23 protein-coding genes are annotated in these 26,108 nt (G+C 65.2%); 11 read left to right on the plus strand and 12 right to left on the minus strand.

All coding sequences use genetic code 11. The features are described from left to right. The first annotated feature begins 9 nt into the window (after window positions 1-9). Genes pqqC through AA0Z93_RS05380 form a run of 4 tightly spaced genes read left to right on the plus strand, consistent with a single transcriptional unit; the run spans window position 10 to window position 4,165 of the window. Entirely contained in the window at window positions 10-765 is a 756-nt protein-coding gene (gene pqqC / locus AA0Z93_RS05365) for a pyrroloquinoline-quinone synthase PqqC (protein WP_413046068.1), read from the plus strand. Beyond that, window positions 762-1,037, plus strand: coding sequence for a pyrroloquinoline quinone biosynthesis peptide chaperone PqqD (gene pqqD, locus AA0Z93_RS05370; RefSeq protein ID WP_413046067.1), 276 nt, complete (start codon window positions 762-764; stop codon window positions 1,035-1,037). The genes pqqC and pqqD overlap by 4 nt, the downstream gene beginning before the upstream one ends. Continuing rightward, window positions 1,009-2,169, plus strand: coding sequence for a pyrroloquinoline quinone biosynthesis protein PqqE (gene pqqE / locus AA0Z93_RS05375; protein WP_413046066.1), 1,161 nt, complete (start codon window positions 1,009-1,011; stop codon window positions 2,167-2,169). Before pqqD ends, pqqE begins: the two co-directional genes overlap by 29 nt. Then, complete coding sequence (locus AA0Z93_RS05380) at window positions 2,162-4,165, plus strand: S9 family peptidase (RefSeq protein WP_413046065.1); 2,004 nt, start codon at window positions 2,162-2,164, stop codon at window positions 4,163-4,165. The genes pqqE and AA0Z93_RS05380 overlap by 8 nt, the downstream gene beginning before the upstream one ends. A gap of 36 nt (window positions 4,166-4,201) precedes the next feature. On the opposite strand, the gene AA0Z93_RS05385 is transcribed toward AA0Z93_RS05380, so the two are convergent. The 9 genes from AA0Z93_RS05385 to bioB all read right to left on the minus strand — a co-directional run bounded on the left by AA0Z93_RS05385 (window position 4,202) and on the right by bioB (window position 13,681). Further along, window positions 4,202-4,360: a YqaE/Pmp3 family membrane protein gene (locus AA0Z93_RS05385; RefSeq protein ID WP_296266310.1), complete on the minus strand. Its 159-nt coding sequence runs from the start codon at window positions 4,358-4,360 to the stop codon at window positions 4,202-4,204. Between the two features lie 338 nt (window positions 4,361-4,698). Further along, window positions 4,699-6,477, minus strand: coding sequence for an acyl-CoA dehydrogenase C-terminal domain-containing protein (locus tag AA0Z93_RS05390; protein ID WP_413046064.1), 1,779 nt, complete (start codon window positions 6,475-6,477; stop codon window positions 4,699-4,701). A gap of 189 nt (window positions 6,478-6,666) precedes the next feature. Continuing rightward, the gene (locus tag AA0Z93_RS05395; protein WP_413046063.1) at window positions 6,667-8,472 is read right to left on the minus strand and encodes a phenylacyl-CoA dehydrogenase; all 1,806 of its coding nucleotides are present in this window, start codon (window positions 8,470-8,472) and stop codon (window positions 6,667-6,669) included. 317 nt (window positions 8,473-8,789) lie between these two features. Next, window positions 8,790-9,086, minus strand: coding sequence for a pyrroloquinoline quinone biosynthesis protein PqqE (locus AA0Z93_RS05400; RefSeq protein WP_413046062.1), 297 nt, complete (start codon window positions 9,084-9,086; stop codon window positions 8,790-8,792). A gap of 138 nt (window positions 9,087-9,224) precedes the next feature. After that, entirely contained in the window at window positions 9,225-9,905 is a 681-nt protein-coding gene (gene bioD / locus AA0Z93_RS05405; RefSeq protein ID WP_413046061.1) for a dethiobiotin synthase, read from the minus strand. A 10-nt stretch (window positions 9,906-9,915) separates the two neighbouring features. Continuing rightward, complete coding sequence (gene bioC, locus AA0Z93_RS05410; RefSeq protein WP_413046060.1) at window positions 9,916-10,731, minus strand: malonyl-ACP O-methyltransferase BioC; 816 nt, start codon at window positions 10,729-10,731, stop codon at window positions 9,916-9,918. Then, entirely contained in the window at window positions 10,724-11,455 is a 732-nt protein-coding gene (locus AA0Z93_RS05415; RefSeq protein WP_413046059.1) for an alpha/beta fold hydrolase, read from the minus strand. The genes bioC and AA0Z93_RS05415 overlap by 8 nt, the downstream gene beginning before the upstream one ends. Further along, the gene (gene bioF, locus AA0Z93_RS05420) at window positions 11,448-12,620 is read right to left on the minus strand and encodes an 8-amino-7-oxononanoate synthase (RefSeq protein WP_413046058.1); all 1,173 of its coding nucleotides are present in this window, start codon (window positions 12,618-12,620) and stop codon (window positions 11,448-11,450) included. The genes AA0Z93_RS05415 and bioF overlap by 8 nt, the downstream gene beginning before the upstream one ends. A 2-nt stretch (window positions 12,621-12,622) precedes the next feature. Beyond that, window positions 12,623-13,681: a biotin synthase BioB gene (gene bioB, locus AA0Z93_RS05425; RefSeq protein ID WP_413046057.1), complete on the minus strand. Its 1,059-nt coding sequence runs from the start codon at window positions 13,679-13,681 to the stop codon at window positions 12,623-12,625. 89 nt (window positions 13,682-13,770) lie between these two features. Here bioB and AA0Z93_RS05430 point away from each other — a divergent pair, with 89 nt between their 5' ends. The 4 genes from AA0Z93_RS05430 (at window position 13,771) to rarD (ending at window position 17,652) form a co-directional block, all read left to right on the plus strand. Then, window positions 13,771-14,508 (plus strand): ComF family protein, encoded by a 738-nt coding sequence (locus AA0Z93_RS05430; protein WP_413046056.1) that lies wholly within the window; start codon window positions 13,771-13,773, stop codon window positions 14,506-14,508. A 129-nt stretch (window positions 14,509-14,637) separates the two neighbouring features. Then, the gene (locus AA0Z93_RS05435; protein WP_413046055.1) at window positions 14,638-15,402 is read left to right on the plus strand and encodes a TOBE domain-containing protein; all 765 of its coding nucleotides are present in this window, start codon (window positions 14,638-14,640) and stop codon (window positions 15,400-15,402) included. 174 nt (window positions 15,403-15,576) lie between these two features. Further along, window positions 15,577-16,551: a serine/threonine protein kinase gene (locus tag AA0Z93_RS05440; protein WP_413046054.1), complete on the plus strand. Its 975-nt coding sequence runs from the start codon at window positions 15,577-15,579 to the stop codon at window positions 16,549-16,551. Window positions 16,552-16,767: 216 nt separating this feature from the next. Beyond that, window positions 16,768-17,652: an EamA family transporter RarD gene (gene rarD, locus AA0Z93_RS05445; RefSeq protein ID WP_413046053.1), complete on the plus strand. Its 885-nt coding sequence runs from the start codon at window positions 16,768-16,770 to the stop codon at window positions 17,650-17,652. 128 nt (window positions 17,653-17,780) lie between these two features. Here the strand turns inward: rarD and AA0Z93_RS05450 are convergent, their stop codons facing one another. Continuing rightward, window positions 17,781-18,299, minus strand: a complete 519-nt coding sequence (locus AA0Z93_RS05450) for a glycine cleavage system protein R (RefSeq protein WP_413046052.1) — start codon at window positions 18,297-18,299, stop codon at window positions 17,781-17,783. Window positions 18,300-18,721: 422 nt separating this feature from the next. Here AA0Z93_RS05450 and AA0Z93_RS05455 point away from each other — a divergent pair, with 422 nt between their 5' ends. Beyond that, on the plus strand, window positions 18,722-20,896 hold the full coding sequence (locus tag AA0Z93_RS05455) for a malate synthase G (RefSeq protein ID WP_413046051.1): 2,175 nt from the start codon (window positions 18,722-18,724) through the stop codon (window positions 20,894-20,896). A 205-nt stretch (window positions 20,897-21,101) separates the two neighbouring features. Here the strand turns inward: AA0Z93_RS05455 and AA0Z93_RS05460 are convergent, their stop codons facing one another. Next, entirely contained in the window at window positions 21,102-22,031 is a 930-nt protein-coding gene (locus AA0Z93_RS05460; protein ID WP_413045967.1) for an IS110 family transposase, read from the minus strand. Between the two features lie 369 nt (window positions 22,032-22,400). Further along, window positions 22,401-22,847 (minus strand): response regulator, encoded by a 447-nt coding sequence (locus AA0Z93_RS05465; RefSeq protein WP_413046050.1) that lies wholly within the window; start codon window positions 22,845-22,847, stop codon window positions 22,401-22,403. Between the two features lie 371 nt (window positions 22,848-23,218). On the opposite strand from AA0Z93_RS05465, the gene AA0Z93_RS05470 reads away from it, so the two are divergent. Then, window positions 23,219-25,156, plus strand: coding sequence for a putative nucleotidyltransferase substrate binding domain-containing protein (locus tag AA0Z93_RS05470; RefSeq protein WP_413046049.1), 1,938 nt, complete (start codon window positions 23,219-23,221; stop codon window positions 25,154-25,156). Beyond that, window positions 25,153-25,863: a PolC-type DNA polymerase III gene (locus AA0Z93_RS05475; RefSeq protein WP_413046048.1), complete on the plus strand. Its 711-nt coding sequence runs from the start codon at window positions 25,153-25,155 to the stop codon at window positions 25,861-25,863. Before AA0Z93_RS05470 ends, AA0Z93_RS05475 begins: the two co-directional genes overlap by 4 nt. Window positions 25,864-26,108 lie beyond the last annotated feature (245 nt).

The raw sequence follows: 26,108 nt of genomic DNA on the forward strand, positions 1-26,108 counted from the left end.
GGAGCTTCGATGAACGAGCGTACGCCGCTGTCCCCTGCCCAATTCGAGCAGGCCTTGCGCGCCAAGGGCGCCTATTACCACATCCACCACCCCTACCATGTGGCGATGTACGAAGGCCGCGCCAGCCGCGAGCAGATCCAGGGCTGGGTGGCCAACCGTTTCTACTACCAGGTCAACATCCCGATGAAGGATGCGGCGATCCTGGCCAATTGCCCGGACCGCGAGGTCCGCCGCGAATGGATCCAACGCCTGCTCGACCACGACGGTGCCCCCGGCGAAGACGGCGGCATCGAGGCCTGGCTGCGCCTGGGCCAGGCCGTGGGCCTGGACCCGGACCAGTTGCGCTCCCAGGAGCTGGTGCTGCCCGGCGTGCGCTTTGCGGTCGACGCCTACGTCAACTTCGCTCGCCGCGCCAGTTGGCAGGAAGCGGCCAGCAGCTCGCTGACCGAGCTGTTCGCCCCACAGATCCATCAATCGCGCCTGGACAGTTGGCCGCAGCATTACCCCTGGATCGACCCGGCCGGCTACGCTTACTTCCGTACCCGCCTGGGCCAGGCCCGGCGCGACGTCGAGCACGGCCTGGCGATCACTTTGCAGCACTACACCACCTGGGACGGCCAGCGGCGCATGCTGGAGATCCTGCAGTTCAAGCTGGACATCCTCTGGAGCATGCTCGACGCCATGAGCATGGCCTACGAACTGCACCGCCCGCCCTACCACAGCGTGACCCAGGATCGGGTCTGGCATAAAGGAGTTCCACTATGAGCATGGACCGCACCCTGATCCCGAGCTGGCGCCCCGGATACCGTTTCCAGTACGAGCCGGCGCAGAAAGGGCACGTGCTGCTCTACCCCGAAGGCATGATCAAGCTCAACGAGAGCGCGGCGCTGATCGGCGGGCTGATCGACGGCCAACGCGACGTCGCCAGCATCATCGCCCAGCTCGAACAGCAGTTCGCCGATGTCCCGGAAGTGGCCGAGGACATCGAACAGTTCATGGAGGTGGCCCGTGCCGAACACTGGATCGTCCTCGCCTGACGCGGCCGGCAAGGCCGAGGTCGGCCTGCCGCTGTGGCTGCTCGCCGAGCTGACCTACCGCTGCCCGTTGCAGTGCCCCTACTGCTCCAACCCGCTGGACTTCGCCCGCCAGGGTGAGGAGCTGAGCACCGCGCAGTGGTTCGAGGTGATGGCCCAAGCGCGGGAAATGGGCGCCGCGCAGATCGGCTTCTCCGGCGGTGAGCCGCTGGTGCGCCAGGACCTGGCCGAACTGATCCGCGAAGCGCGCCGGCTGGGTTTCTACACCAACCTGATCACTTCGGGCATCGGTCTCACCGAAGGCAAGATCGCCGCGTTCAAGGACGCCGGCCTCGACCATATCCAGATCAGCTTCCAGGCCAGCGACGAGCAGGTGAACAATTTGCTGGCCGGTTCGCGCAAGGCGTTCGCGCAGAAGCTGGAGATGGCCCGGGCGGTCAAGGCCCATGGCTACCCGATGGTGCTCAACTTCGTCACCCACAAGCACAACATCGACCGCATCGACCGCATCATCGAACTGTGTCTGGCCCTGGAAGCCGACTTCGTCGAGCTCGCCACCTGCCAGTTCTACGGCTGGGCCGAGCTCAACCGCCTGGGGCTGTTGCCGACCCGCGAACAGTTGCAGCGCGCCGAGCGCGTCACCAACGAGTACCGCGAACGGCTCAAGGCGCAAGACCACCCGTGCAAGCTGATCTTCGTCACCCCCGACTATTACGAAGAGCGGCCCAAGCCGTGCATGAACGGTTGGGGCAGCCTGTTCCTGACCGTCACCCCCGACGGCACGGCGCTGCCCTGCCACGGCGCGCGGCAGTTGCCGGTACAGTTTCCCAACGTGCGCGACCACGACCTGCGGCACATCTGGTACGACTCGTTCGGCTTCAACCGTTTCCGCGGTTTCGACTGGATGCCCGAGCCGTGCCGCAGCTGCGACGAGAAGGAAAAGGACTTCGGCGGCTGCCGTTGCCAGGCCTTCATGCTCACGGGCGACGCCAGCAAGGCCGACCCGGTCTGCGCCAAGTCGCCGGACCACGGCATCATCCTCAAGGCCCGCGAAGAATCGGAGCACAGCGCATTGACCATCGAACAACTGACCTTCCGTAACGAGCGCAACTCACAGGTGATCGCCCGTGGCTGAGTTCAGCGCCGTCGACGCGGTGGCCGCCGGCACCGACTACGCTGAGCTCGAGTGCGGGCCGGCAGGCCTGGTCTGGAACGAGTTCAGGCCGGCCGACGGCGCCTGCCGGCTGTGGCACTGGCAGCGCCAGCAGGCGCGCTGCGTGACGCCGGACGGCTTCAGCGTGCGCAGTCGGGTCTATGAATACGGCGGCGGCAGTTTCTGCCTGAGCGACGATGGCGTGGTGTTCGTCAACGAAAGCGATCAACAGATCTATATCCAGCGCCTGGACGGCAGCGCGCCGCAGCCGTTGAGCCACGCGCCGGAGCGCCGCTATGGCGACGTGCGCTGGCACGACGGCACCGTGCTGGCGGTGGAGGAAAGCGCAGGCTCGCCGGTGCGCCACCGTCTGGTGCGCTTCGTCGACGGACAGCGCCAAGTGCTGGTCGAAGGCGCCGACTTCTATGCGGCGCCGACCTTGAGCGCGGATGGTCGACGCCTGGCCTGGATCGAGTGGGACCGACCCGAACAGCCCTGGACGCGCACGCGCTTGATGAGCCGTACGTGCGGCGCCGACGGCGTGTGGCAGGCGCCGGTGTGCGTGGCCGGTGGCGATTTGCGAACCCGTTCGGCCAAGGCCGGTGGCGCCTTGGCAAATGAAGCGCATGCGCACGAGATTCCGCTGGCCCTTTCCCAACGGCCCGAGCGCGTCGCCAAGGGCGTGGCCGGCGCTACTTCACAGCCAGATCCGCGTACAGACGGTGACGCAAGCGATGCCCATGCTGGGCACGGCAAGGTGTTGCAGGCCGGCGCCAGTGCCGCACAATCCTTGCAACAACCGCGCTTCGACGGTGCAGGCCGGCTATGGGCGCTCAGCGACCTGAACGGCTTCTGGCAACCCTGGGGTGAGATCGACGGCCAGTGGCAAGCGGTACAAGCATTGCCCGCCGATCACGCCGGCGCACCGTGGCAGTTGGGCGCCTGCACGTGGCTGCCGCTGGAGCGCGAGGATTTTCTCGCCGCTTGGTTCGACGATGGCTTCGGCCGCCTCGGCATCCAACGCGCAGGTCACGCACCGCACCGGCTGGCCGAAGGCTACAGCCGCTTCCGCTGCCTGGCCGCCGACGCCGAGGCGGTCTACACCGTAGCCGCTTCGCCCACCCAGTTGCCCGCCGTGTTGCGTATTGATCGCGTCGACGGCAGCGTACAGGTACTGGCCGGTGGCGCCAGCAGCCTGGCCGCCGAGCGCATCAGCCAGCCGCAACCGATCAGCTACCCCAGCGGCGAGGCGACCGCCCATGGCTTTTTCTATCCGGCATCGAACGGCGAAGGCCCCTCGCCCTTGCTGGTGTTCGTCCACGGCGGGCCGACCTCGGCCTGCCACCCGGCGCTCGACCCGCGCATCCAGTACTGGACCCAACGCGGTTTCGCCGTGGCCGACCTCAACTACCGTGGCAGCACCGGCTATGGCCGTGCCTACCGCCAGGCCCTGCATCTGCGATGGGGCGAGAGCGATGTGGAGGATGCCTGCGCGGCCGTCGCGCATTTGGCCGAACGTGGCTTGATCGACAAGGACAAGGCGTTCATCCGCGGTGGCAGCGCGGGGGGCTACACCACCCTGTGCGCGTTGGCATTGCGCTCGGTATTCCGCGCCGGTGCCAGCCTGTACGGCGTCAGCGACCCGCAGGCGCTGGCCAAGGCGACGCACAAGTTCGAGGGTGATTATTTAGACTGGCTGATCGGCGATCCCGAACGGGATATCGAGCGCTATCGACAGCGCACGCCGCTGTTGCATGCGGCCGCCATCGAAGTGCCGGTGATCTTCTTCCAAGGGGAACTGGACGCGGTGGTCGTGCCTGAGCAGACCCGCGCCATGCTGGCTGCGCTCAAGGCCAACGGCATCGAAGCCGAAGGGCATTTCTATGCCGGAGAACGCCATGGCTTCCGCCAAGCCCGACACTTGGCCCATGCGCTGGAAGCGGAGTGGGCGTTCTATTGCCGGGTCTTGGCGCAATGACGCCCGCTGCTCTGGATCGCAGGCGGGCGCTCGGCCTCAACGCTTGGCGATGATGTACACCGCGTGGATGATGCCTGGAATGTAGCCCAGCAAGGTCAACAGGATGTTCAGCCAGAACGCGCCGCCGAAGCCCACTTGCAGGAACACGCCCAGTGGGGGCAGGAGGATGGCGAAGATGATGCGGATCAGGTCCATGCGAAATACTCCGTGAAGGGGTTTCAACACAGACTCGCAGCGTTCGGCAGAGGTTCCGCCCTGTACCCAAACACAAATCGCGCGCATAGAGAAAACCCCGCATAAGCGGGGCTTTCAGACTGTTTCCCTGACATCCGTTTCGACTCGCAATCCTGGCGAGCAATCCTTCGTAGTCCGTGTTCTGTCCTTTGCGCTTCCTGCGCTACGTCCATGTGGTAAAGATTACGCCTGGAATAAATCTGAACATAGTGGCGAAAAGTCACCGCGCTCTGTAGGAAAAAGCTTACAAACGACAGTTGTTCGCATCTGACCCTACGCTGGCGTAATGACTCACCTGCTCAGAATTGCTCGGCATCGAGCAGATACAGCGACTCGCTGCCGGCCTTGACCGACGCCACCAGCGAATCCATCCGCGGCAGCAAGCGGGCGAAGTAGAAGCGTGCCGTGCCCAGTTTGGCAGCATAGAACGCCTCGTCGCCCGTGCCTTGCTGCGCGGCGCCGGCCATGCGTGCCCACATGTAGGCATAGGCCACGTAGCCGAAAGCATGCAGATATTCCACCGACGCGGCACCGATTTCGTTGGGGTCGTTCTTGGCCCGTTGCAGCACCCAGGCGGTCAAGTCGTCCAAGCGCTGCAAGGCAGTGGCCAGCGGCTGGGTGAACTCGCCCAGTTCGGCGCCGTGGGTGTCGACGAAGGCTTGCACCTCCTCGGAGAACACCTGGTACAGCGCACCACCGCTGCCGACCACCTTGCGGCCCATCAAGTCCAGCGCCTGGATGCCGTTGGTGCCTTCGTAGATCTGCGTGATGCGCACGTCGCGCACCAGCTGCTCCTGGCCCCATTCGCGGATGTAGCCATGGCCGCCGAACACCTGCTGGCCATGCACCGTGCACTCCAGGCCCAGGTCGGTGAGGAAGGCCTTGGCGACCGGCGTGAGCAAGGCCACCAGCGCTTCGCTGCGTCTGACCTGCTCGGGGTCGGCGCTGTATTTGGCGCTGTCGAGCTGCATGGCCACGTAGGTGGAGAACGCCCGACCGCCTTCGATCAGGGCCTTCATGGTCAGCAGCATGCGGCGCACGTCGGGGTGCACGATGATCGGGTCGGCCAGTTTGTCCTTGGCTTGCGCACCGCTCGGCGAACGGCTTTGCAGACGCTCGCGGGCATAGTCGACGGCGTTCTGGTACGAGCGTTCGGCCGACGCCAGGCCCTGGATGCCGACACCCAGACGCTCGTAGTTCATCATGGTGAACATGGCCGCCAGGCCTTTGTTGGCCTCGCCCACCAGGTAGCCGGTGGCGCCATCGAAGTTCATCACGCACGTGGCCGAAGCCTGGATGCCCATCTTGTGCTCGATCGAACCGCAGCTCACCGCGTTGCGCGCGCCCAAATTGCCATCGGCATCGACCATGAACTTGGGCACCAGCAGCAGCGAAATGCCCTTGGGACCGGCCGGCGCATCGGGCAACTTGGCCAGCACCAGGTGGATGATGTTCTCGGTGAGGTCGTGTTCGCCGCCAGTGATGAAGATCTTCGTGCCGCTGACTTTGAAGCTGCCGTCGGCCTGGGGTTCGGCGCGGGTGCGGATCAGGCCGAGGTCGGTACCGGCATGGGGTTCGGTGAGGCACATCGAACCCGACCAGACGCCCGCGTACATATTCGGCAGGTAGGCCTGCTTGAGGGCTTCGCTGGCGTGCGCATGGATCGACAGGCAGGCCCCGGCGGTGAGCATCGGGTACAGACCGAACGACAGGCTGGCGGCGTTGACCATCTCCTCGACCTGGGCCGAGATGGCCTTGGGCATGCCCATACCGCCGAAGGCCGGATCGCCGCCGCCCCCCACCCAGCCGCCTTCGGCATAGGTGTCGTAGGCGCCGATGAAACCTGCCGGCGTACGCACCGCGCCTTCTTCCCAGTGGCAGCCTTCTTCGTCGGCGGCGCGGCTCAAGGGTGCGATGCTGCGCGCGGCCACCTTGCCCGCCTCCTCCAATACGGCCATGGCCGTGTCGGCATCGACCAGCTCGGCCAGTGCCGGCAGTTCGGCCCACTGCTCGGCGGCACGGAACACTTCGTTGAGGACGAACTGCATATCGCGCACGGGCGCTTTGTAGTCAGCCATGACAACCTCTCGCGGTAGGGGGCAACGGCGTCGAAGCCGTTGCTTGGGAATGGGATGGAGTCTAACTCAAGAAAAAAGCGACCGATCGGAGCGAAAAAAGACTGGTGAGACAGTTATGGTCACAGCACGTCTTCGCTCAAAAAAACGCCTGCCACATGGGCAGGCGCCTGATTCGACCCGACCGACCGCTTAGATCGACAGACCGAAGGCTTCTTCGTCCATCGCCATCAGGTTGCCAGCGCCGGACAGAATGGCCGCGACATGGGTGCGGGTGCGCGGCAGGATGCGCTGGTAGTAGAAGCGTGCGGTCTGCAGCTTGGCGGTGTAGAACGCCTCTTCGCTGGTGCCGGCCGCGAGCTTCTCGGCCGCCAGGCGGGCGATGTCGGCCCAGAAGTAGGCCAGGCACGCGTAGCCCGAGTACATGACGTAGTCCACCGACGCGGCGCCGACTTCCTCGCGGTCCTTCATGGCGGCCATGCCGATCTTCATGGTCAGCTCGCCCCACTCCTTGTTCAACGCGGCCAACGGCTCGACGAACTCCTTGACCGCTTCGTTGCCTTCCTGGGCCTGACAGAACTTGTGCACGATGCGGGTGAAGCCCTTGAGCGCCTCGCCCTGGGTCATCAGCACCTTGCGCCCGAGCAGGTCGAGGGCCTGGATGCCGGTGGTGCCCTCGTAGAGCATGGAGATGCGGCTGTCGCGCACGTTCTGCTCCATGCCCCACTCGGCGATGAAACCGTGGCCGCCGTAGATCTGCACGCCATGGTTGGCCGCTTCGAAGCCCACCTCGGTCATGAAGGCCTTGGCGATCGGGGTCATGAAGGCCAGCAGCGCGTCGGCCTTCTTGCGCGCCTCTTCGTCCTGGCTGTACTTGAGGATGTCGACCTGCTTGGCGGTGAAGTAGACCATCGCCCGGGTACCCTCGGCGAAGGCCTTCATGGTCAGCAGCATGCGCCGCACGTCGGGGTGCACGATGATCGGGTCGGCGGCTTTTTCCGGCGCTTTGGGGCCGGTCAGGGCGCGCATCTGCAGGCGGTCGCGGGCGTATTTCAAGCCGCCCTGGAACGCCACTTCGGCGTGGGCCAGGCCTTGCAGGGCGGTGCCCAGGCGCGCGGTGTTCATGAAGGTGAACATGCAGTTCAGGCCTTTGTTGGCCGGGCCGATCAGGTAGCCGGTAGCGCCGTCGAAGTTCATCACGCACGTGGCGTTGCCGTGGATGCCCATCTTGTGCTCGAGCGAACCGCACTGCACGGCGTTGCGCTCGCCGACGCCGCCCTGGGCGTTGGGCAGGTGCTTGGGCACGATGAACAGCGAAATGCCCTTGGTGCCGGCCGGCGCGTCGGGGAGACGGGCGAGCACGATGTGTACGATGTTCTCGGCCATGTCGTGTTCGCCGGCGGAGATGAAGATCTTGGTGCCGCTGATCTTGTAGCTGCCGTCGGCCTGGGGTTCGGCCTTGGTGCGCAGCATGCCGAGGTCGGTGCCGCAGTGGGCTTCGGTCAGGCACATGGTGCCGGTCCATTCGCCGGTGACCAGCTTGCTCAGATAGGTGTGCTGCTGCTCGGGGGTGCCGTGGGCCGACAAAGTGTTCATCGCGCCGTGGGACAGCCCGGGGTACATGCCCCAGGACCAGTTGGCCTCACCGACCATTTCGCTGACTGCCAGGCCCAGGGACTCGGGCAGGCCCTGGCCACCGTGGGCCAGGTCATGGGCCAGGCTCGGCCAGCCGCCTTCGACGAACTGCTGGTAGGCCTCCTTGAAACCGGTAGGCGTCTTCACCCCGCTCTCGCTCCAGGTACAGCCCTCGCGATCGCCCACCTGGTTCAGGGGCGCCAGTACCTGCTCACAGAACTTCGCGCCTTCTTCGAGAATCGCATCGACCATGTCGGGCGTGGCGTCTTCGCAGCCTGGCAGGCTTTGATAGTGCGCTGCGTAACCCAGCAGCTCGTCGCGCACGAAGCGGATATCACGCAAGGGGGCTTTGTAATCAGGCATGGCGATCGACCTCTAGTTATGCGTTCGGTACCGAAGAAAGCCGGCAGGCTTTCGGTCAAACAAGTGTTTGAAACTTACGTTTAGAGGGGAAGCTTGTCAAGGTGGCACGCTAGTGCCATTCACGCCGCCGATGGTGACGAAAATGCCCTCGCTTTGAGGTATGAGTTCTGGGGCTTTGGCGCGATGCCAGTCAGTTGAGCCGAAACAGGGTCGATTAGGGCTGCTTTGCGGCCCTAGTCGCTTAAATGACAACCATGAGGCTCCGGCGCGGTGTGCACGCCAGAGCCTAGGTTTGTCTATAGGGGTTATGAGGTGGCTTACGCCCAGGTGTCGATCAGGCGGCCGAGCATTTCGTCGGAAGCCTTGGCCACTTTGGCGCCTAGCTCGATCTGCTGCGCTGCCAGCGCCTGCTCCACCGTTGCGGTGGGCAGGTCCATCTGTTGGCTACGGTCGACGCTGCGCAGACGCTCGGCCTGGTAGTCGCTCGATTGGCTGGTCGCAGCGCGCTCGGCGCTGAGATTGGCCACTTGACTGGCAGCCTGGTCGAAACGGCTCTGCCCGGCCTGGATGGCACCCAGCCCTGCGTAGAACGCGGAATTACCAGTGATTTCCATGTCAGGACTCCATGACGCTGGATGGACGAACACGAGCCATTAAAGCAGTGTCGCGGCGAAAACGCCCGTACAAATCCCTAATGGCCCGGTGCCACCTCATAGACAGGGTCGATCCTGCCCAGATTCGGGAAAGCAGGCTCAGGCCAGCAGATGCAGGTGCAGATGCCCGGCCACGTCCCTGGCCCTGGCCTGCTGCAACCTCGGCACCCGCCCCAGACACGGCGCGCCCAGGCGGTCGGCCAGGCTGGCGAGGTTTTCCTCGAGGCGCGAGGTCTGCGGATCGATGACATTGGCGACCCAACCGGCCAGGTGCAGGCCATCACGGGCGATGGCTTCGGCGCTGAGCAGCGCATGGTTGATGCAGCCCAGACGCACACCTACCACCAGGATCACCGGCAGTTGCAGGGCCACGGCCAGGTCCGACAGGGCGGCTTGGGCCGACAACGGCACCCGCCAACCGCCGGCACCCTCGATCAGGGTGAAATCGGCGCCCTGCACCAGTACATGGTGCATCGCCGCGGCGAGGGTCTCGACCTCCAGCGTCATCCCGGCTTCGAGGGCGGCCAGGTGCGGGGCGATGGCCGGCTCGAAAGCGAACGGATTGACCTGCTCGTAGGGCAGTCGCAGCGTGCTCTGTTCGATCAGCGCCAAGGCATCGGCATTGCGCAAGCCGGCGGCGGTGTGGTCGCAGCCGGAGGCCACCGGTTTGGCACCCAGGGTGGTCAGACCCGCGGCCCGCGCAGCCTGCAACAACCCGGCGGCGATGGTGGTCTTGCCGATATCGGTATCGGTACCGGCGATGAAGTAGGCGGGATGCATGTCAGTGTCCTTACTCGTCGGGTTTGCGCAGCACGCCGTAGACGACTTGGTAGGTGGCGGGCAGTCCCCGCTCGTCGCGCCAGCTTTCGTAAGCTTGTAGCAGACTTTGCAGGCGGGCGCGCCCGGTCAGGCCCGTGGGCCGCCCCGGATTGAGGTTGTGTGCGCCCAAGGCCTTGAGCTCATGGGTCAGGCTGCTCAGCTCGGGGTAATGCAACACATGGGGTTGGCGTTGCAGGTCGAGTACCTGCAAGCCACTGGCGGCGGTCAGCCGCTGGTAATCGGCGAACTGCCGGAAGCGGTTGACGTGCACGCTGCCGTCGACCGCCTCCCAGCTGGCGCGCAGCTCCTCCAGCGTACCCACGCACAGACTGCTGAACGCCAGCACGCCGCCTGGGCGCAACACCCGTGCCGCTTCGCTCAGCACACTGGAAAACTGGCTGCACCATTGCACCGCCAGGCTGCTGAACACCAGATCGACGCAAGCGTCGCGCAGCGGCAGGCGTTCGGCGTCGCCGGCCACATGGTGGCGCGCACCGCCCAGGGCCTGGGCATGGCGCAACATGCCCTCGGCCAGATCCAGGGCGATGCCGCTGGCAACGGGGAAGCGCTCGGCCAAGGCCCGGCTGAAGCAGCCGGTGCCACTGCCCAGGTCGAGCCAGCGGTCGACCGTGACATCGCCCGGCAAGCGCGCGAGCAGGTCGAGCCCGACCGCCCGTTGCAGCGCCGCGACGCTGTCGTAGGTGCTCGCCGCCTTGGAAAACGAAGCCGCGACCTGGCGTTTGTCCGGCAGTTGGCCGGGCAGGTGCGGCTGGGATAGATCAGTCATCGCCACTCTCATGCAGGAAACTCTTGATGCCCTCGGCCAACGCCTCCGGATACTCCAGCAGGAAGGCATGGGAACTGTCTTCCACCAGACCGACCTCGACGTCCGGCAGTAGCTCGCTGAGCGCCTGGGCCGCCTCGGCCGGCACCAGCGCATCGCTGCCGGCGAACAGGTGCAGTTGCGGCCCGCTGTACTGCTGCAAGGCCAGACGCGTATCGAGCTGTGCCAGCACCTTCAGGCCGTTGGCCAGGTACAGCGGGTCGGTGTCCGGCACGCCGACGCCCAATTGGCGCGACAGCGTGCGCGGTTGCAGGGCGCCGTCACTGCACAGCGAGCGAAAGCGCTTGAGGGTCACCTGAGGGTGGTGCTGGCAACCGTCGAGGAAGGTGCCGAAGGTGTCGGGGGCCATGCCGTGGCGCCAGTCGCCACGGGCGACGAAGCTGGGGTTGCTGGCCAGGGTCAGCAGCCCGCAGCAGTGCTCGTCACGCCGCGCCGCCAATACGCTGGCGAGCATGCCGCCGAGCGACCAGCCGCCGAGCCAGACGTCCTTGGGCAGGCGTTTGTCGAGGTAATCGATCCAGGCGTCGGGCTCGCTTTCGGCAAGCTCCGGCAGCGGCACCAACTCGACGTGCAGGCGTGGGTCCTGCCCGCGCAAGCTCGCTGCCAAGGGTTCCAGGGAGGCGGTGCCCAGCCCCCAGCCCGGTAGAAGAATCAGTCGATCACGCATGCGCAGCCTCCTGCGTCGGATGGCACTCGGCCAATACTTCCAACAATAGCTGCACCTGCGCTGCGCTGTGGGCCGCGCTCAAGGTGACGCGCAAACGTGCGCCCCCCGCCGGCACCGTAGGCGGGCGAATGGCCGTGACCAGCACGCCGCGCGCGCGCAGGCGCTGCGACAGCTCCAGGGCACGCGCGCTGTCGCCGACCAGGATCGGCTGGATCGGCGTGTGGCTGTCCATCAGTTGCAGGCCGATGGCCTGGGCACCCTGGCGGAACTGGGCGATCAGGGCCGCCAAGTGCTCGCGGCGCCAGGTCTCGCGGCGCAGCAGCTCCAGGCTCTTGAGCGTGGCGCAGGCCAGCGCCGGCGGCTGGCTGGTGGTGTAGATGTACGGCCGGGCGAACTGCACCAACGCCTCGATCAGCGCTTCGCTGCCAGCGACGAAGGCGCCGGCGGTGCCACAGGCTTTGCCCAGGGTGCCGACCAGCACCGGCACCTGATCCACCCCCAAGCCAAAGTGTTCCACCACCCCGCCGCCTTGCCGACCCAGAGTACCCAGCCCATGGGCGTCGTCGACCATCAGCCAGGCCCCGCGCGCCTTGGCCACCGCAGCCAATGCCGGCAGGTTGGCGACATCGCCATCCATGCTGAACACTCCGTCGGTGACTACCAGCGCGTCGCCCACGGCCTTGTCCAGGCGTTTGCCCAGGCTGGCGGGGTCGTTGTGCAGGTAACGGCTGAAGCGTGCGCCGCTGAGCAGGCCGCCGTCGAGCAGCGAGGCGTGGTTGAGGCGGTCTTGCAGGACGCTGTCGCCCTGCCCGACCAATGCCGTGATGGCCGCCAGGTTGGCCATGTAGCCGGTGGAAAAGAGCAAAGCGCGCGGCCGCCCGGTGAGGTCGGCCAGCGCCTCTTCGAGGGCGTGGTGCGGGGTGCTGTGGCCGATCACCAGATGCGAGGCGCCGCCGCCGACGCCCCAGCGCTCGGCGCCGGCACGCCAGGCCGCGATCACCTCGGGATGGTTGGCCAGGCCCAGATAGTCGTTGTTGCAGAAGGCCAACAGCGGCTGGCCATCGACCACCACCTGTGGCCCCTGCGGGCTTTGCAGCAGCGGGCGCTGGCGATAGAGGTCCGCGGCGCGCCGCTGGGCCAGGCGCGCCGTGAGGTCGAACGCCATGCTCAGGCCGACGCTGCGTCGTAGAACAGTTCGCTGCTGCGCTGCTCGACCAGCGCTTGCTCGATGGCCGCCTGGTGCACCTCGTCGCCGTGCTCTTCGCGGGCTTCGGGCTTGATGCCCAAGCGGGCGAACAGCTGCATGTCCTTGTCGGCCTGGGGGTTGCCGGTGGTGAGCAGTTTCTCGCCGTAGAAGATCGAGTTGGCGCCGGCCATGAAGGCCAGGGCCTGCATCTGCTCGTTCATCTGTTCGCGACCGGCCGACAGACGCACATGGGACTTGGGCATCAGCAAGCGGGCGACGGCGAGCATGCGGATGAAATCGAACGGGTCGACGTCCTGCTCGTCGGCCAAGGGCGTGCCGGCCACCTTCACCAGCATGTTGATCGGCACCGATTCGGGGTGCTCGGGCAGGTTGGCGAGCTGGATCAACAGACCCGCGCGGTCGTCCAGCGACTCGCCCATGCCGAGGATGCCGCCGGAACAGATCTTCATCCCGGCGTCGCGCACGTACGCCAGGGTTTGCAGGCGCTCGCTGTAGGTGCGGGTGGTGATGATGCTGGTGTAGAACTCGGGCGAAGTGTCGAGGTTGTGGTTGTAGTAGTCCAACCCCGCCTGGGCCAGAGCGGCGGTCTGCTCCTGGTCGAGCTTGCCGAGGGTCATGCAGGTTTCCAGGCCCAGGGCCTTGACGCCTTTGACCATCTGCAACACGTAGGGCATGTCCTTGGCCGAGGGGTGCTTCCAGGCCGCGCCCATGCAGAAGCGCGTCGAGCCGATGGCTTTGGCCCGCGCCGCCTCTTCCAGCACCTTCTGCACTTCCATCAGCTTCTGCTTTTCCAGCCCGGTGTTGTAGTGGCCGGACTGCGGGCAGTACTTGCAGTCTTCCGGGCAGGCGCCGGTCTTGATCGACAGCAGCGTGGAGACCTGCACCTGGTTGGGATCGAAATGCGCGCGATGCACGGTCTGCGCCTGGAACAACAGGTCGTTGAACGGTTGCTGGAACAGCGCCTTGACCTCGGCCAGGGACCAGTCGTGACGGGTGGTTACAGTTGTGCTCGCGCTCATCGGCGTTTCCTTGTCTAGGGTGTTGCTGGCGCTGCCACATGGCGGAACGGCGGCGCCTCACGGGTAGCGCGCATAGTCATGGATGGCCTATGAACTGTCAACTCAGCTTAAAACGCCTGGTCAACAAGTGTTTAAATAACAACCAAATGTGTTCGCTGTGCGATGCGCAGGCCGTTCGAGCGCGACCGCTGTGCCACGCCTGCGAAACCGATCTACCCTGGCTGATCCGAGCATGCAGCCATTGTGCCCTGCCCCTGTCAGGACCGGAGCTGACCTGTCTGCGCTGCACCTTAGCGCCAACGGTCTTCGATCGCGTGGTAGCGCCTTGGCAGTACGTCTTTCCCATCGACACCCTGATCAGCCGTTTCAAGCACCAGCGCCAGTGGCCGTTGGGCCGCATGATGGTGGATTCGCTGGCCCAGGGACTGAACCACCGCTACGGCGACGGCCTGCCACGTCCCGACCTGCTGCTGCCGATTCCCTTGGCCAAGCGCCGCCTACGCCAGCGCGGCTTCAATCAGGCGGCGATGCTGGCGCGCTGGTTGTCGCGCCAGCTGCGCGTACCCTGCGAGCAAGGCTGGTTGCAGCGCACGCGGGAAACGGCCGCGCAACAAGGCCTCGACGCCCAGGCGCGCCAGCGCAATCTGCGCGGCGCCTTCGCGTTGACGCCGCAGGCGGCGCCGGCCGGCCTGCACCTGGCGCTGGTCGACGACGTGCTCACCACCGGCGCCACCGCCCAGGCCTTGGCAACCCTGCTGCGCCGGGCCGGAGCCAGCCGTGTCGATGTCTACTGCCTGGCACGTACGCCGCGGCCCGGCCGGAGTTGAGGGGCCCCATGCGCTGCGACCGGTCGCCCCTGGTGTCTCCTGCCCCCCTCCGTGCCGCAACCGAACTTGACTTGCCCGAACGCCGGAGGCACCGTCGCCGCTCCTGCCTTCGTCCTGCCAGGCCCCGCCATGCCCCTGCCGCCCTCGCTGACCCAGCACATCGCCCGCCGTCCGCAACGCATCGCCCTGCTGCAACACATCGCCGAACAGGGTTCGATCACCCGCGCCGCCAAGGCGGCCGGCGTCAGCTACAAGGCGGCGTGGGACGCCATAGACGAGCTCAACAACCTGGCCAGCCAGCCGCTGGTCGAGCGCAGCACCGGCGGGCGTGGCGGCGGGGGCGCGCGCCTGTCGAGCGAAGGCGCGCGAGTGCTAGGTCTGTACCAGCGCCTGCAAGCGTTGCAGGCGCAATTTCTGCAAGCGGCCGACAGCGGCGACGACCTCGACCTGCTCGGTCGCCTCATGCTGCGCACCAGCGCGCGCAACCAGCTGCAGGGTCGGGTCAGCGGGCTGCGCCGCGAGGGGCGCCACGATCGGGTCAGCCTGGCGTTGGGCGGCGGGCTGGAGATCGACGCGCTGATCACCCCAGACAGCACCGAGCGCCTGGAACTGGCCCTGGGCCGCATGACGGTGGCCCTGCTCAAGGCCGGCTGGGTACGCCTGCTGGCCAGCGACGAAACCGCCGAGCCGGGCAGCAATTGTTTGCAGGCCAAGGTCGAGGAGGTACAGATGGAAGACGACGGCAGCGCCGAGGTGCGCTTGGCATTGAGCAATGGGCAGACGCTGTGCGCGCTGGCCGAGACCCAGTGGCTGAGCGCGCAGGCCATAGAGGTGGGCTGGACCCTGCGGGCCCAGTTCCACCCCGCCTACGTGCTGATCGGTGTCCCGACCTAGACGACGCGGACAGCCGGCGTTCCATTTGGCCCATGATGGCGACCAGGCCTCTTCCCGGCCTCATCGCATCCGAACGGAAAGGCGGCACCCTGCGCATCGAACCGGGCCTCGACCGCCTTCTGCAACGTCACAAGCGTTACCATGGCACCTCGCCGTTCAGCTCAGGAGCCCACCATGTCCCACCCTTTCGATGCACTGACCCCCGACCTGGTCCTGGACGCCGTGGAAAGCCTGGGGTTTCTCAGCGACGCCCGGGTGCTGGCCCTGAACAGCTATGAAAACCGCGTCTACCAGGTAGGCATCGACGAAGCGCAACCCCTGATCGCCAAGTTCTACCGCCCAGACCGCTGGAGCGACGCCGCCATCCTCGAAGAGCACCAGTTCACGGCGGAACTGGCCGAATGCGAAGTGCCTGTGGTGGCGCCGATGCTGCACGAAGGGCGCACCCTGTTCGAACACCAGGGCTTTCGCTTCAGCCTGTTCCCACGCCGCGGCGGGCATGCGCCGGAACCGGGCAACCTGGACCAGCTCTACCGCCTCGGTCAGCTGCTCGGGCGGCTGCACGCGGTGGGCGCCACGCGTCCGTTCGAGCACCGCGAAGCCTTGAGCGTCGAAGGCTTCGGCCACGCTTCGCTGCGCACCTTGCTCGACGGCAACCACGTGCCCAAAGAACTGTTGCCGGCCTTCGAATCGGTGGCGCGCGACCTGTTGCAGCGTGTGGAGGCCGTCTACGCCCGCACGCCCCACCAGGTCATCCGCCTGCACGGCGACTGCCACCCCGGCAACCTCATGCACCGCGACGAGGCCTATCACGTCGTCGACCTGGACGACTGCCGCATGGGCCCAGCGGTGCAGGACTTGTGGATGATGCTCGCAGGCGACCGCGAAGAGCGCCTGGGGCAGTTGGCCGAGCTGATCGACGGCTACAACGAATTCCACGACTTCGACCCGCGCCAGCTGGCCCTGATCGAACCCCTGCGCGCCTTGCGCCAGTTGCACTACAGCGCCTGGCTGGCGCGCCGCTGGGACGACCCGGCGTTCCCGCGCAGCTTCCCCTGGTTCGGCCAGCCGCGCTACTGGGGCGACCAGATCCTGGCGCTGCGCGAGCAATGCGCGGCCTTGGACGAGGCGCCGCTGAAACTGTTCTGAAGCCTGTGGCGAAGGTTTGCGCACACCGGCAGACCTCGCCATCGGCTTCGAATAGGCCGGACCTCGATAGCTCATCCGGTCAGGCATCCTTGCCGCCATGCTGAGGCACGGCATGCTGGCCGGCCTGGGCATCGTTGACACGCAACGCGCCGAATTGCCCCACAAGCCGTCTACAATACGCCGGCGTTTTGCACCCAATCTCTGCAAGGACCCACCATGCACGCTGCAAACCCGCGACGCGGGTATTTCCTGGGCCTGACGGCCTACATCATCTGGGGCCTGTTCCCGCTGTACTTCAAAGCGATCCAGAGTGTGCCCGCACTGGAGATCATCGTTCATCGCGTGCTCTGGTCGGCGTTGTTCGGCGGCGTGCTGCTGATGCTCTGGAAACATCCGGGCTGGTGGCGCGAGCTGCGCCAGCACCCGCAGCGCCTGGCCATTCTGGCCCTGAGCGGCAGCCTGATCGCGCTCAACTGGCTGACGTACGTGTGGGCGGTGAACAGTGGGCGCATGCTCGAAGCCAGCCTGGGTTATTACATCAACCCCTTGGTCAACGTACTGCTGGGCATGCTGCTGCTCGGCGAACGCCTGCGCCGCCTGCAATGGCTGGCCGTGGGCCTGGCGCTGGCGGGCGTGGCGCAGCAGGTGTGGCAGGTCGGCAGCCTGCCATGGGTGTCGCTGGTGCTGGCGCTGACCTTCGGTTTCTACGGGTTGATCCGCAAGCGGGCGCCGGTCGCAGCGCTACCGGGCCTGGTGGTGGAAACCTGGATGTTGGTGCCGGTGGCGCTGGGCTGGTTGCTGCTGCACCCGCACGCCGTCAGTGCGCAACCGGCGTTCTACACCACCTCCGAAGCGCTGTGGCTGATGGCCGCCGGGCCGGTGACCCTGGTGCCCCTGGTGTGTTTCAACGCGGCGGCGCGGCACTTGCCCTACACCACATTGGGCTTTTTACAGTACCTGGCGCCCACGCTGGTGCTGCTGCAGGCGGTCTGGCTGTTCGACGAACATCTGAGCCCCAACACGCTGTTGGCCTTCATGTTCATCTGGGCAGGATTGGCGTTGTACAGCGTCGACATCGCACTGAACCTGCGCAAACGCTGATCAATAAATGACCGAAACTCTGTAAGGCACGTATGTACTGGCCTGCAGAGACATCTCCCAAGGTTATGCACAGGCTCATCCCCGCGAAATCTGCATAACCTGCCTGTGTATAAGCGATGTTGCAGCGCTCAATCCTCCGCGCGCAGGTGCAGCTCCACCATCAGATCATCGGCCAGGCTTTCCAGACGCTGCTGCAAACGTTCGAGGGTGAGCGCCGGCGGCAAGGCCAGCGAGGCCTCGGCGCGGAACAGCGGCTCGTTGCTCATCGGCGCGGGCTGCACCTGGGTGCTGAGCCGCTCCACGTTGACGCCCAATTCGGCCAGCACCCGGGTGATGTCGCGCACGATGCCCGGCCGATCGTTACCCACCAATTCCAGGGTAGTCGATGGGCCGTCGGCCAGCGGATCGCTGCCGCTGCGGGCCACCTGCACCCGGATGCCCTGCCCTTGCAAACCTTCCAGCGCCTGCACCAATGCGTCGTGGCGGTCGCTGGGCACCGCTACGCGCAAGATGCCGGCGAACTGCCCGGCCATGCGCGACAGCCGGCTGTCGAGCCAGTTGCCTTGCTGGTCGGCGATGCACTGGGCGATGCGTTCGACCAGCCCAGGGTGGTCGGGGGCGATCATGGTCAGTACCAGTGTGTCCACGGTGTGCTCCTGCAAGCGGTGCGGCGAGCCCGCACGGTGAATGGGCGTAGAGATCGAGGCAGAAGTATAGGTACTGCGCGACAACCTGCCACAGCGAGAATCGCACCCAAAATCGTGTACCGTTTTTAGATTTATCTGGAACAATTAACTCTTTTTTTGCGAACATGCACCTTCCTGGCGCGACCTGCTGCGGCCCGAAGGGCGCAGAACGGCGTTCTTAGTCGCATGTTCACCCGCGTACGGCTTCATGTAGTATGCGCCGAGCTGGACTACAAAACGTCGTCCGGTGGTCTGCCGAGGCGCCTGTGCCCAATCTCCAGCCCTCGCCCCCGCCGCCTGTCGGGCATGTACGGACGCGAGCCGGAGCAAGCGCTACGGGCTTTTTACGATGAGCGATATCGCTGAGCAGAGTGAGGCAAGCAATGACTGAACACGTTCGAGTCGGTGGCCTTCAGGTCGCCAAGGTCCTGTATGACTTCGTCAACGACGAGGCCATTCCCGGGACCGGTATCGTCGCCGAGCAGTTCTGGGACGGTGCGCAAAAGATCATCAACGACCTCGCTCCAAAGAACAAAGCCCTGCTGGCCAAGCGCGACGAGCTGCAAGCCCGTATCGACGCCTGGCACCAGGAACGTCAAGGCCAGGCCCACGACGCCGCTGCCTACAAACGTTTCCTCCAGGAGATCGGCTACCTGCTGCCACAAGCGGACGATTTCCAGGCCACCACGCAAAACGTCGACGAAGAAATCGCGCACATGGCCGGTCCGCAACTGGTGGTGCCGGTGATGAACGCCCGCTTCGCCCTCAACGCTGCCAATGCCCGTTGGGGCTCGCTGTACGACGCGCTGTACGGCACCGACGCCATCAGCGACGAAGGCGGCGCGGAAAAAGGCCAAGGCTACAACAAGGCTCGCGGCGACAAGGTCATCGCCTTCGGCCGCGCTTTCCTCGATCAAGCCGCGCCGCTGGAAAACGGCTCGCACGCCAACGCCACGGCCTATCGCATCGAAGCCGGCAAGTTGGTGGTCGCCCTCGAAGGCGGCAGCAGCGGCCTGCGCAATCCGGGCCAACTGCTCGGCCTGCACGGCGACGCCGCCGCGCCCACCGCGATCCTGCTCAAACACAACGGCTTGCACTTCGAAATCCAGATCGACGCCAGCACCCCGGTCGGCAGCACCGATGCCGCAGGCGTGAAGGACATCCTCATGGAGTCGGCGCTGACAACCATCATGGACTGCGAAGACTCGGTCGCCGCCGTCGATGCCGACGACAAGGTGCTGGTCTACCGCAACTGGCTGGGCCTGATGAAGGGCGACCTGGCAGAAAACGTCAGCAAAGGCGGCAAGACCTTCACCCGCACCATGAACCCGGACCGCGAATACAGCGCGCCCAATGGCGGCACCGTTACCCTGCACGGCCGCTCGTTGCTGTTCGTGCGCAACGTCGGCCACCTGATGACCAACCCGGCGATCCTCGACGCGCAGGGCAACGAAGTGCCCGAAGGCATCCAGGACGCGCTGTTCACCGTGCTGGCCGCAGTGCACAACCTCAATGGCAACACCCAACGCAAGAACACCCGCAGCGGCAGCATCTACATCGTCAAACCGAAAATGCACGGCCCGGAGGAAGTCGCCTTCGCCGCCGAGATCTTCGCCCGCGTGGAGCAACTGCTGGGCCTGCCGAGTAACACCCTGAAGGTCGGCATCATGGACGAGGAACGCCGTACCACGGTCAACCTCAAGGCCTGCATCAAGGCCGCAGCCGAACGCGTGGTGTTCATCAACACCGGTTTCCTCGACCGCACGGGCGACGAAATCCACACGTCCATGGAAGCCGGCGCCGTGGTGCGCAAGGGCGCGATGAAGAACCAAGCGTGGATCGCCGCCTACGAAGACAACAACGTCGACGTGGGCCTTGCCACCGGCCTGCAAGGTCGTGCGCAGATCGGCAAGGGCATGTGGGCCATGCCCGACCTGATGGCGGCCATGCTCGAGCAGAAAATCGCCCACCCCATGGCCGGCGCCAACACCGCCTGGGTGCCCTCGCCCACTGCGGCGACCCTGCACGCGCTGCACTACCACAAGGTCGACGTGCAGGCGCGTCAGGCCGAGCTGGCCAAGCGCACGCCGGCGTCGGTAGACGACATCCTGCGTATTCCGCTGGCCGGCGATACGCAGTGGTCGGCCGAGGACATCCGCAACGAGCTGGACAACAACGCCCAGGGCATCCTCGGTTATGTGGTGCGCTGGATCGACCAAGGCGTGGGCTGTTCGAAGGTGCCGGACATCAACGATGTCGGCCTGATGGAGGACCGCGCCACATTGCGGATTTCCAGCCAGTTGCTGGCCAACTGGCTGCGCCATGGTGTGGTCAGTCAGGAGCAGGTGATGGAGAGCCTCAAGCGCATGGCCGCCGTGGTCGACCGGCAGAACGCGAGCGATGCCCTGTACCGTCCGCTCGCTGCTGACTTCGACAACAACATCGCTTTCCAGGCGGCCGTGGAGCTGGTGGTCGAAGGCGCCAAGCAGCCCAACGGCTACACCGAGCCCGTATTGCATCGTCGTCGTCGGGAGTTCAAGGCGCGCAACGGGCGGTAAGCCGTTGCGCCGGCCCGTGGGTACGCGAAGGCGTGCCTATGGGCTGATGGCCTGAGAGATTGAGTCGTTGGGCCGGCGTTGCCGGCTATCGCGGCTAAAGCCGCTCCTACAAGAGCGTTGTAGGAGCCAACTGTCTTTCACCTGCCACCGATCAGCGGTCATGTTCCAGGCGTTTTCATCTTGAAAACGCCCTGAACAGGCGCCGTCACACAGGCTGATCTCGCCACGGCGTACCATCCCTGACCATTGCGTTGAGCCTCACCAACAAGACTCTCATGCACGCCACCAACGCTACCTTCTTTGCTTTGCCACGGTTACACAGTCGTTCATAGCGCGCTTTGAAGTCCGGGTTATGGCGCACCATCACCAGTACGCTCATGTACGCTGCCCGTCGTAATTTCGCCCTGCCGCCGTAAATGCTGCGCTTACCACTCTTGGTGCCACTGTCGTTGTTGTAAGGCGCAACTCCGACCAAGGCACCTACCTGTTTGCGGTTCAGATCGCCTAATTCGGGCAAGTAACAGAACAGGCTGGCAATCGTGACGGGACCTATCCCTTTGATCACTTTCAATTGCTCCAGCAGTTGAGCATTTATCTTTTGCGTCTGCTGAGCGATCTGTTTATTGCAGGACTTGATCAGCATCTGCAGCTGCACCTCAAGCGTCTTGTAGGTCTGCTGCACGAACGCCGAGTCGGCCTGTTTGATCCGGCGTCGATTGTCGTCGCGTTGCTGGACCAGGCTTTCGCGCTGATTGACCAGCTGGGTCAACTCCTCGCGGTCTGCGTCGGGCTGGCAGCAGGGCTCTTCGTCAAGGTTGGCAGCGAACCGTGCCAGGATACGAGCATCGATTTTGTCAGTCTTGGCGCGCTTGTTCATTGAAAGCGCATACGAGCGGGCACGTACAGGATTGACGCGCTGAACTTTGAAGCCAGCACCCGCCAGCAACCTCACCGCCAACTTCTCATAACCGCCTGTGGCTTCCACAAGCACGCGATGGACGTCGTGCGCTTTGAAGTAATCCATGGCACTCGCCAGCCCTTCAGGCGTGTTGGCTACAGAGAGATCATCGGCTTGGGGATGCAGGGCAATCTGCAACGTCGCTTTAGAAACATCGATTCCGGCATAGGCAGACATGAATAAATTCTCTAGGCTCAGAAGTGAGAGATCACTCTGGCTTAGCTCCCGCTTGTTGTTCGAGGTCGGACTCAGTCAACTGTTCGAGCTTAAGGCCAGAGTGAGAAGAGTGGGCGACAGCTTGGCTCCTACACGTGCTCCAGGGCACCCCGGCGGTACAGCTGCCGCTCACTCCTCTCACCTTCGAATTTAGCTGCTTTGAAGACACAAGCGGCTTTAGCCGCGATGGGCCGCGACGCGGCCCTCATTCAGGCGATGCATCGATCTTGGGGTAATTTAAGTAAATCCATTGGGCCGGCTGTGCCGGCCATCGCGGCTTAAGCCGCTCCTACAAGGGCGAGAGCGTCAAGCTGGACGCGTCTACAGTTCCTACACGCTCAATTCCTTGCTCACGATTTCCAGCAAACGGGTCAGATCGACCGGTTTGAGCAGCACGTCGAGGACGCCCAAGTGCATCGCCTTGACCGCTTCCTGCACATCGGTGTCGCCCGACACCACGATGATCGGCAACTCCGCGCGCTCCGACGCCCTGACATGTCGGATCAGCGCCAGGCCGTCTTCTGGCTGCATGCGCAGATCGGTGACCATCAGGCCGATGGACGGCCGCATCATCAGGGCCGCGCGCGCCTGCTGCACGCTTTCGGCCACACTGCACTCCCAGCCGCGACTCCTCAGGTACGCCGCCAGCGCTTCGCGATTGATCGCGTTGTCGTCCACGACCAATACGGATGGGGCCGGACCCACCGGGGCGCTGACATCGGCCAGCGCACGGCGCTCGGCGTCACTCAGGATGTCGTCTTGCTCAGCCATGCTCATCTCGTCAAAAAAATCCCTTCAAAACAGTTAAGACCGCAGTTTTGAGCATGAACGACTGCCTTTCGTCGGAAATTTGACGCTAAAGGTACCGAAGTCTGCTTCACATCAATGCTGAAGATCCGTAACTGGGTTATGCGTCCGTTCACACCTGATGGGTTACCGACGACGATCTGCCTGTAGGTCGGCACAGCGGCAAGCCCCGTAACGCTCGACCGGTACCCCGCAGCATGCGATGCGGCAAGCACCCTCATGACAGGCATAGACTTACGTCCAATGTGAAGCTTGCCCGCATCGTCCGACCATGGGCCTTACAACAACAAGCGATAACAAGGATTGTGCCAAGTGCGCCGTCTCATCCTGCGACCGATGCCATGAACCAGAAGGACGCCTTCGACCAAGCGGGCAAGACCGCCGTGCGGCAGAACGTTCTGGGCATGCTGCAGTTCCTGCAACGCTTCCCACCCTTCAACCAGATGGAACATGGCCACCTGGCCTACCTGGTGGAACAATGCCAGCTGCGCTTTTACGCAAGCGGCGAAAGCATCGTCAAGCCCGCCGATGGCCCGGTGACGCATTTCTTCATCGTCAAGCAGGGCCGCGTGGTCGGGGAGCGCCAGCAGGCGCCAGGCGCCGGTGGCACACCTACCTTCGAAATCACCACCGGCGAGTGCTTCCCGCTCGCCGCTCTGCTCGGCGAGCGCGCCACACGCACCGAGCACCTGGCCGGCGAGGACACCTTCTGCCTGCAACTGCACAAAGCGGCGTTCGTCCGCGTGTTCTCGCTGTCGGAGGTGTTCCGAGATTTCGCCTTGCGCGGGGTCAGCAGCCTGCTCGATCAGATCAACCAGCAGGTGCGCCAGCGAGCGGCGCAGACCCTGGGCACGCAATACTCGTTGAACACGCCCCTGGCCGAACTGGCCATGCGTCACCCCGTGATGTGCGCCGCCGACACGCCAGTGCGCGACGCCGTGCGGCACATGCACGAACAACAGGTGGGCAGTATCGTCATCGTCGATGGGCAGCGCACCCCCTGTGGCATCTTCACCCTGCGCGACCTGCGTCAGGTAGTGGCCGATGCCAGCGCCGAGCTGGACGCGCCCATCGCCCGCTACATGACTGCCGCGCCGTTCTGCCTGAACGCCCAGGCCAGCGCTTTCGACGCGGCGCTGGCGATGACCGAGCGGCACATCGCCCACGTCTGCCTGGTCGACCACGGGCGCCTGTGCGGCGTGGTCTCCGAGCGCGACTTGTTCTCTCTGCAGCGGGTCGACCTGGTGCACCTGGCGCGTACGATCCGCCATGCCGCGCGCTTGGAAGTCCTGATTGCGCTGCGCGGCGAGATCGGCCAGCTGGTCGAGCGCATGCTGGCCCATGGCGCGTCCTCGACGCAGATCACCCAGATCATCACCCTGCTCAACGACCACACCGTGTGCCGGGTGATCGAGCTGGCCCTCGCCGAACAGGGCGACCCGGGCGTGCCCTTCACCTGGCTGTGCTTCGGCAGCGAGGGGCGGCGCGAGCAGACGCTGTACACCGATCAGGACAATGGCATCCTCTTCGAAGCGGCCGACGCGAGCGAAGCCGAGGCCGTGCGACTGCGTCTGTTGCCGCTGGCGCGGCTGATCAACCAGCAGTTGGCGCGCTGCGGCTTCAGCCTGTGCCCCGGCAATGTGATGGCCGGCAATCCCGAGCTGTGCCTGTCGCGCCACGAATGGGCACGGCGCTTCGCCAGTTTCGTGCGCGAGGCCAGCCCGGAAAACCTGCTGGGCTCGACCATCTACTTCGACCTTCGCGCGGTGTGGGGCGACGAGCAAGGCTGCGAACAGCTACGCCAAGGCATCCTCGCCCAAGTCGCGGACAATCGCCTGTTCCAGCGCATGCTGGCCGAAAATGCCCTACGCCAGCGGCCACCCGTGGGCCGGCTGCGCGACTTCGTGCTGACCCGCCGGGGCAACGACAAAACCGCCACCCTCGACCTCAAGGTGCAAGGCCTGACACCTTTCGTCGACGGCGCACGGCTGTTGGCCCTGGCCCATGGCATCGGCGCCAACAATACCCTGGATCGCCTGCGCCAACTGGCCAAGCGCGAAGTGATCGACGCCCTGGACGCCGCCGCCTTTGAAGAGGCCTACCACTTCATCCAGCAGACCCGCATGCAACAGCACCAACGTCAGAGTCGCGACAACCAGCCTTACAGCAATCGTCTCGACCCGGACAGCCTCAACCACCTCGACCGGCGCATCCTGCGCGAATCCCTGCGCCAGGCGCAACGCCTGCAAAGCAGCCTGGCGCTGCGGTATCGGCTATGAACCCGTTCGCCTGGCTGCGACCGGCCAGCCCCTTCGTGCCCGAGGCCCTGAAAGCGCGCCTGGCACGCCTGCCGTTGCCTGCCCCCTGGCGCGCCTGCAGCCTGCGCGAACAGCGCTGGGTGGTGCTGGACCTGGAAACCAGCGGCCTGAACTTGAATCGCGACCAGGTGCTGTCGATCGGCGCGGTGGCCATCGACGACGGTGCCATCGATTTCAGCCAGCAGTTCGAACGTACCCTCCACCGCCCCGAACAGATGACCACCGCCAGCGTGCTCATCCATGGCCTTGGCCCCAGCGCCCTGGCCGCCGGCTGCGATCCGGCCACCGCCTTCGTGGAACTGCTCGAGTTCATCGGCGACAGTCCGGTGCTGGCCTTCCACGCCCCCTTCGACCAGCACATGCTGACGCGTGCCTTGAAGCACAGCCTGGGCCACCGGCTACGCTGGCCCTTCGTCGACGTGGCCGAACTGGCGCCGATGCTCAACCCCGAAGCGATGGCGCGCGACGCGGGGCTGGACGCTTGGGTCGCGCATTTCGGACTGGAAGTGGCCGAGCGCCACCACGCCAGCGCCGACGCCCAAGTGACGGCCGAGCTGATCCTGATCCTGTTCAGCCAGGCGCGCTGCCAACGGCTCGACAGTCCCGAAGCGCTGCTCAAGCGCTTGCACGCTTGGCGCCGACACAAGGCCCATCCACACGGGCTCTAGAGATCCTGTACCCGGCCAAGCCCCTACCTACTTCCCTCCGCTAAAGAGCCTGGCCGCAGCGAAGGCCTGGATCAGGTCCGCGTCGCGGCCCATCGCGACAGAGGCACCACCGTGGGAGCGACTTCAGTCGCGATGGCCGGCATGGCCGGCTCCATCCAGGCCACACCGTTTTCCTGGTGGACCGCGGCGATCGGGTTGGGCCTGCGCTGCAGGCCACCGCGGCTAATCGGAACGCCGAACCGGAC

The organism is Pseudomonas phoenicis, assembly GCF_047302395.1.
Taxonomy (GTDB): domain Bacteria; phylum Pseudomonadota; class Gammaproteobacteria; order Pseudomonadales; family Pseudomonadaceae; genus Aquipseudomonas.

Excerpts from the sequence above, each read along its gene's own strand:
- pqqC (WP_413046068.1), top strand. The coding sequence starts at position 10 with ATGAACGAGCGTACGCCGCTGTCCCCTGCCCAATTCGAGCAGGCCTTG.
- pqqD (WP_413046067.1), top strand. The coding sequence starts at position 762 with ATGAGCATGGACCGCACCCTGATCCCGAGCTGGCGCCCCGGATACCGT.
- AA0Z93_RS05385 (WP_296266310.1), bottom strand. The coding sequence starts at position 4,360 with ATGGACCTGATCCGCATCATCTTCGCCATCCTCCTGCCCCCACTGGGC.
- AA0Z93_RS05390 (WP_413046064.1), bottom strand. The coding sequence starts at position 6,477 with ATGGCTGACTACAAAGCGCCCGTGCGCGATATGCAGTTCGTCCTCAAC.
- AA0Z93_RS05395 (WP_413046063.1), bottom strand. The coding sequence starts at position 8,472 with ATGCCTGATTACAAAGCCCCCTTGCGTGATATCCGCTTCGTGCGCGAC.
- AA0Z93_RS05400 (WP_413046062.1), bottom strand. The coding sequence starts at position 9,086 with ATGGAAATCACTGGTAATTCCGCGTTCTACGCAGGGCTGGGTGCCATC.
- bioD (WP_413046061.1), bottom strand. The coding sequence starts at position 9,905 with ATGCATCCCGCCTACTTCATCGCCGGTACCGATACCGATATCGGCAAG.
- bioC (WP_413046060.1), bottom strand. The coding sequence starts at position 10,731 with ATGACTGATCTATCCCAGCCGCACCTGCCCGGCCAACTGCCGGACAAA.
- AA0Z93_RS05415 (WP_413046059.1), bottom strand. The coding sequence starts at position 11,455 with ATGCGTGATCGACTGATTCTTCTACCGGGCTGGGGGCTGGGCACCGCC.
- bioF (WP_413046058.1), bottom strand. The coding sequence starts at position 12,620 with ATGGCGTTCGACCTCACGGCGCGCCTGGCCCAGCGGCGCGCCGCGGAC.
- bioB (WP_413046057.1), bottom strand. The coding sequence starts at position 13,681 with ATGAGCGCGAGCACAACTGTAACCACCCGTCACGACTGGTCCCTGGCC.
- AA0Z93_RS05430 (WP_413046056.1), top strand. The coding sequence starts at position 13,771 with ATGAACTGTCAACTCAGCTTAAAACGCCTGGTCAACAAGTGTTTAAAT.
- AA0Z93_RS05435 (WP_413046055.1), top strand. The coding sequence starts at position 14,638 with ATGCCCCTGCCGCCCTCGCTGACCCAGCACATCGCCCGCCGTCCGCAA.
- AA0Z93_RS05440 (WP_413046054.1), top strand. The coding sequence starts at position 15,577 with ATGTCCCACCCTTTCGATGCACTGACCCCCGACCTGGTCCTGGACGCC.
- rarD (WP_413046053.1), top strand. The coding sequence starts at position 16,768 with ATGCACGCTGCAAACCCGCGACGCGGGTATTTCCTGGGCCTGACGGCC.
- AA0Z93_RS05455 (WP_413046051.1), top strand. The coding sequence starts at position 18,722 with ATGACTGAACACGTTCGAGTCGGTGGCCTTCAGGTCGCCAAGGTCCTG.
- AA0Z93_RS05460 (WP_413045967.1), bottom strand. The coding sequence starts at position 22,031 with ATGTCTGCCTATGCCGGAATCGATGTTTCTAAAGCGACGTTGCAGATT.
- AA0Z93_RS05465 (WP_413046050.1), bottom strand. The coding sequence starts at position 22,847 with ATGAGCATGGCTGAGCAAGACGACATCCTGAGTGACGCCGAGCGCCGT.
- AA0Z93_RS05470 (WP_413046049.1), top strand. The coding sequence starts at position 23,219 with ATGAACCAGAAGGACGCCTTCGACCAAGCGGGCAAGACCGCCGTGCGG.
- AA0Z93_RS05475 (WP_413046048.1), top strand. The coding sequence starts at position 25,153 with ATGAACCCGTTCGCCTGGCTGCGACCGGCCAGCCCCTTCGTGCCCGAG.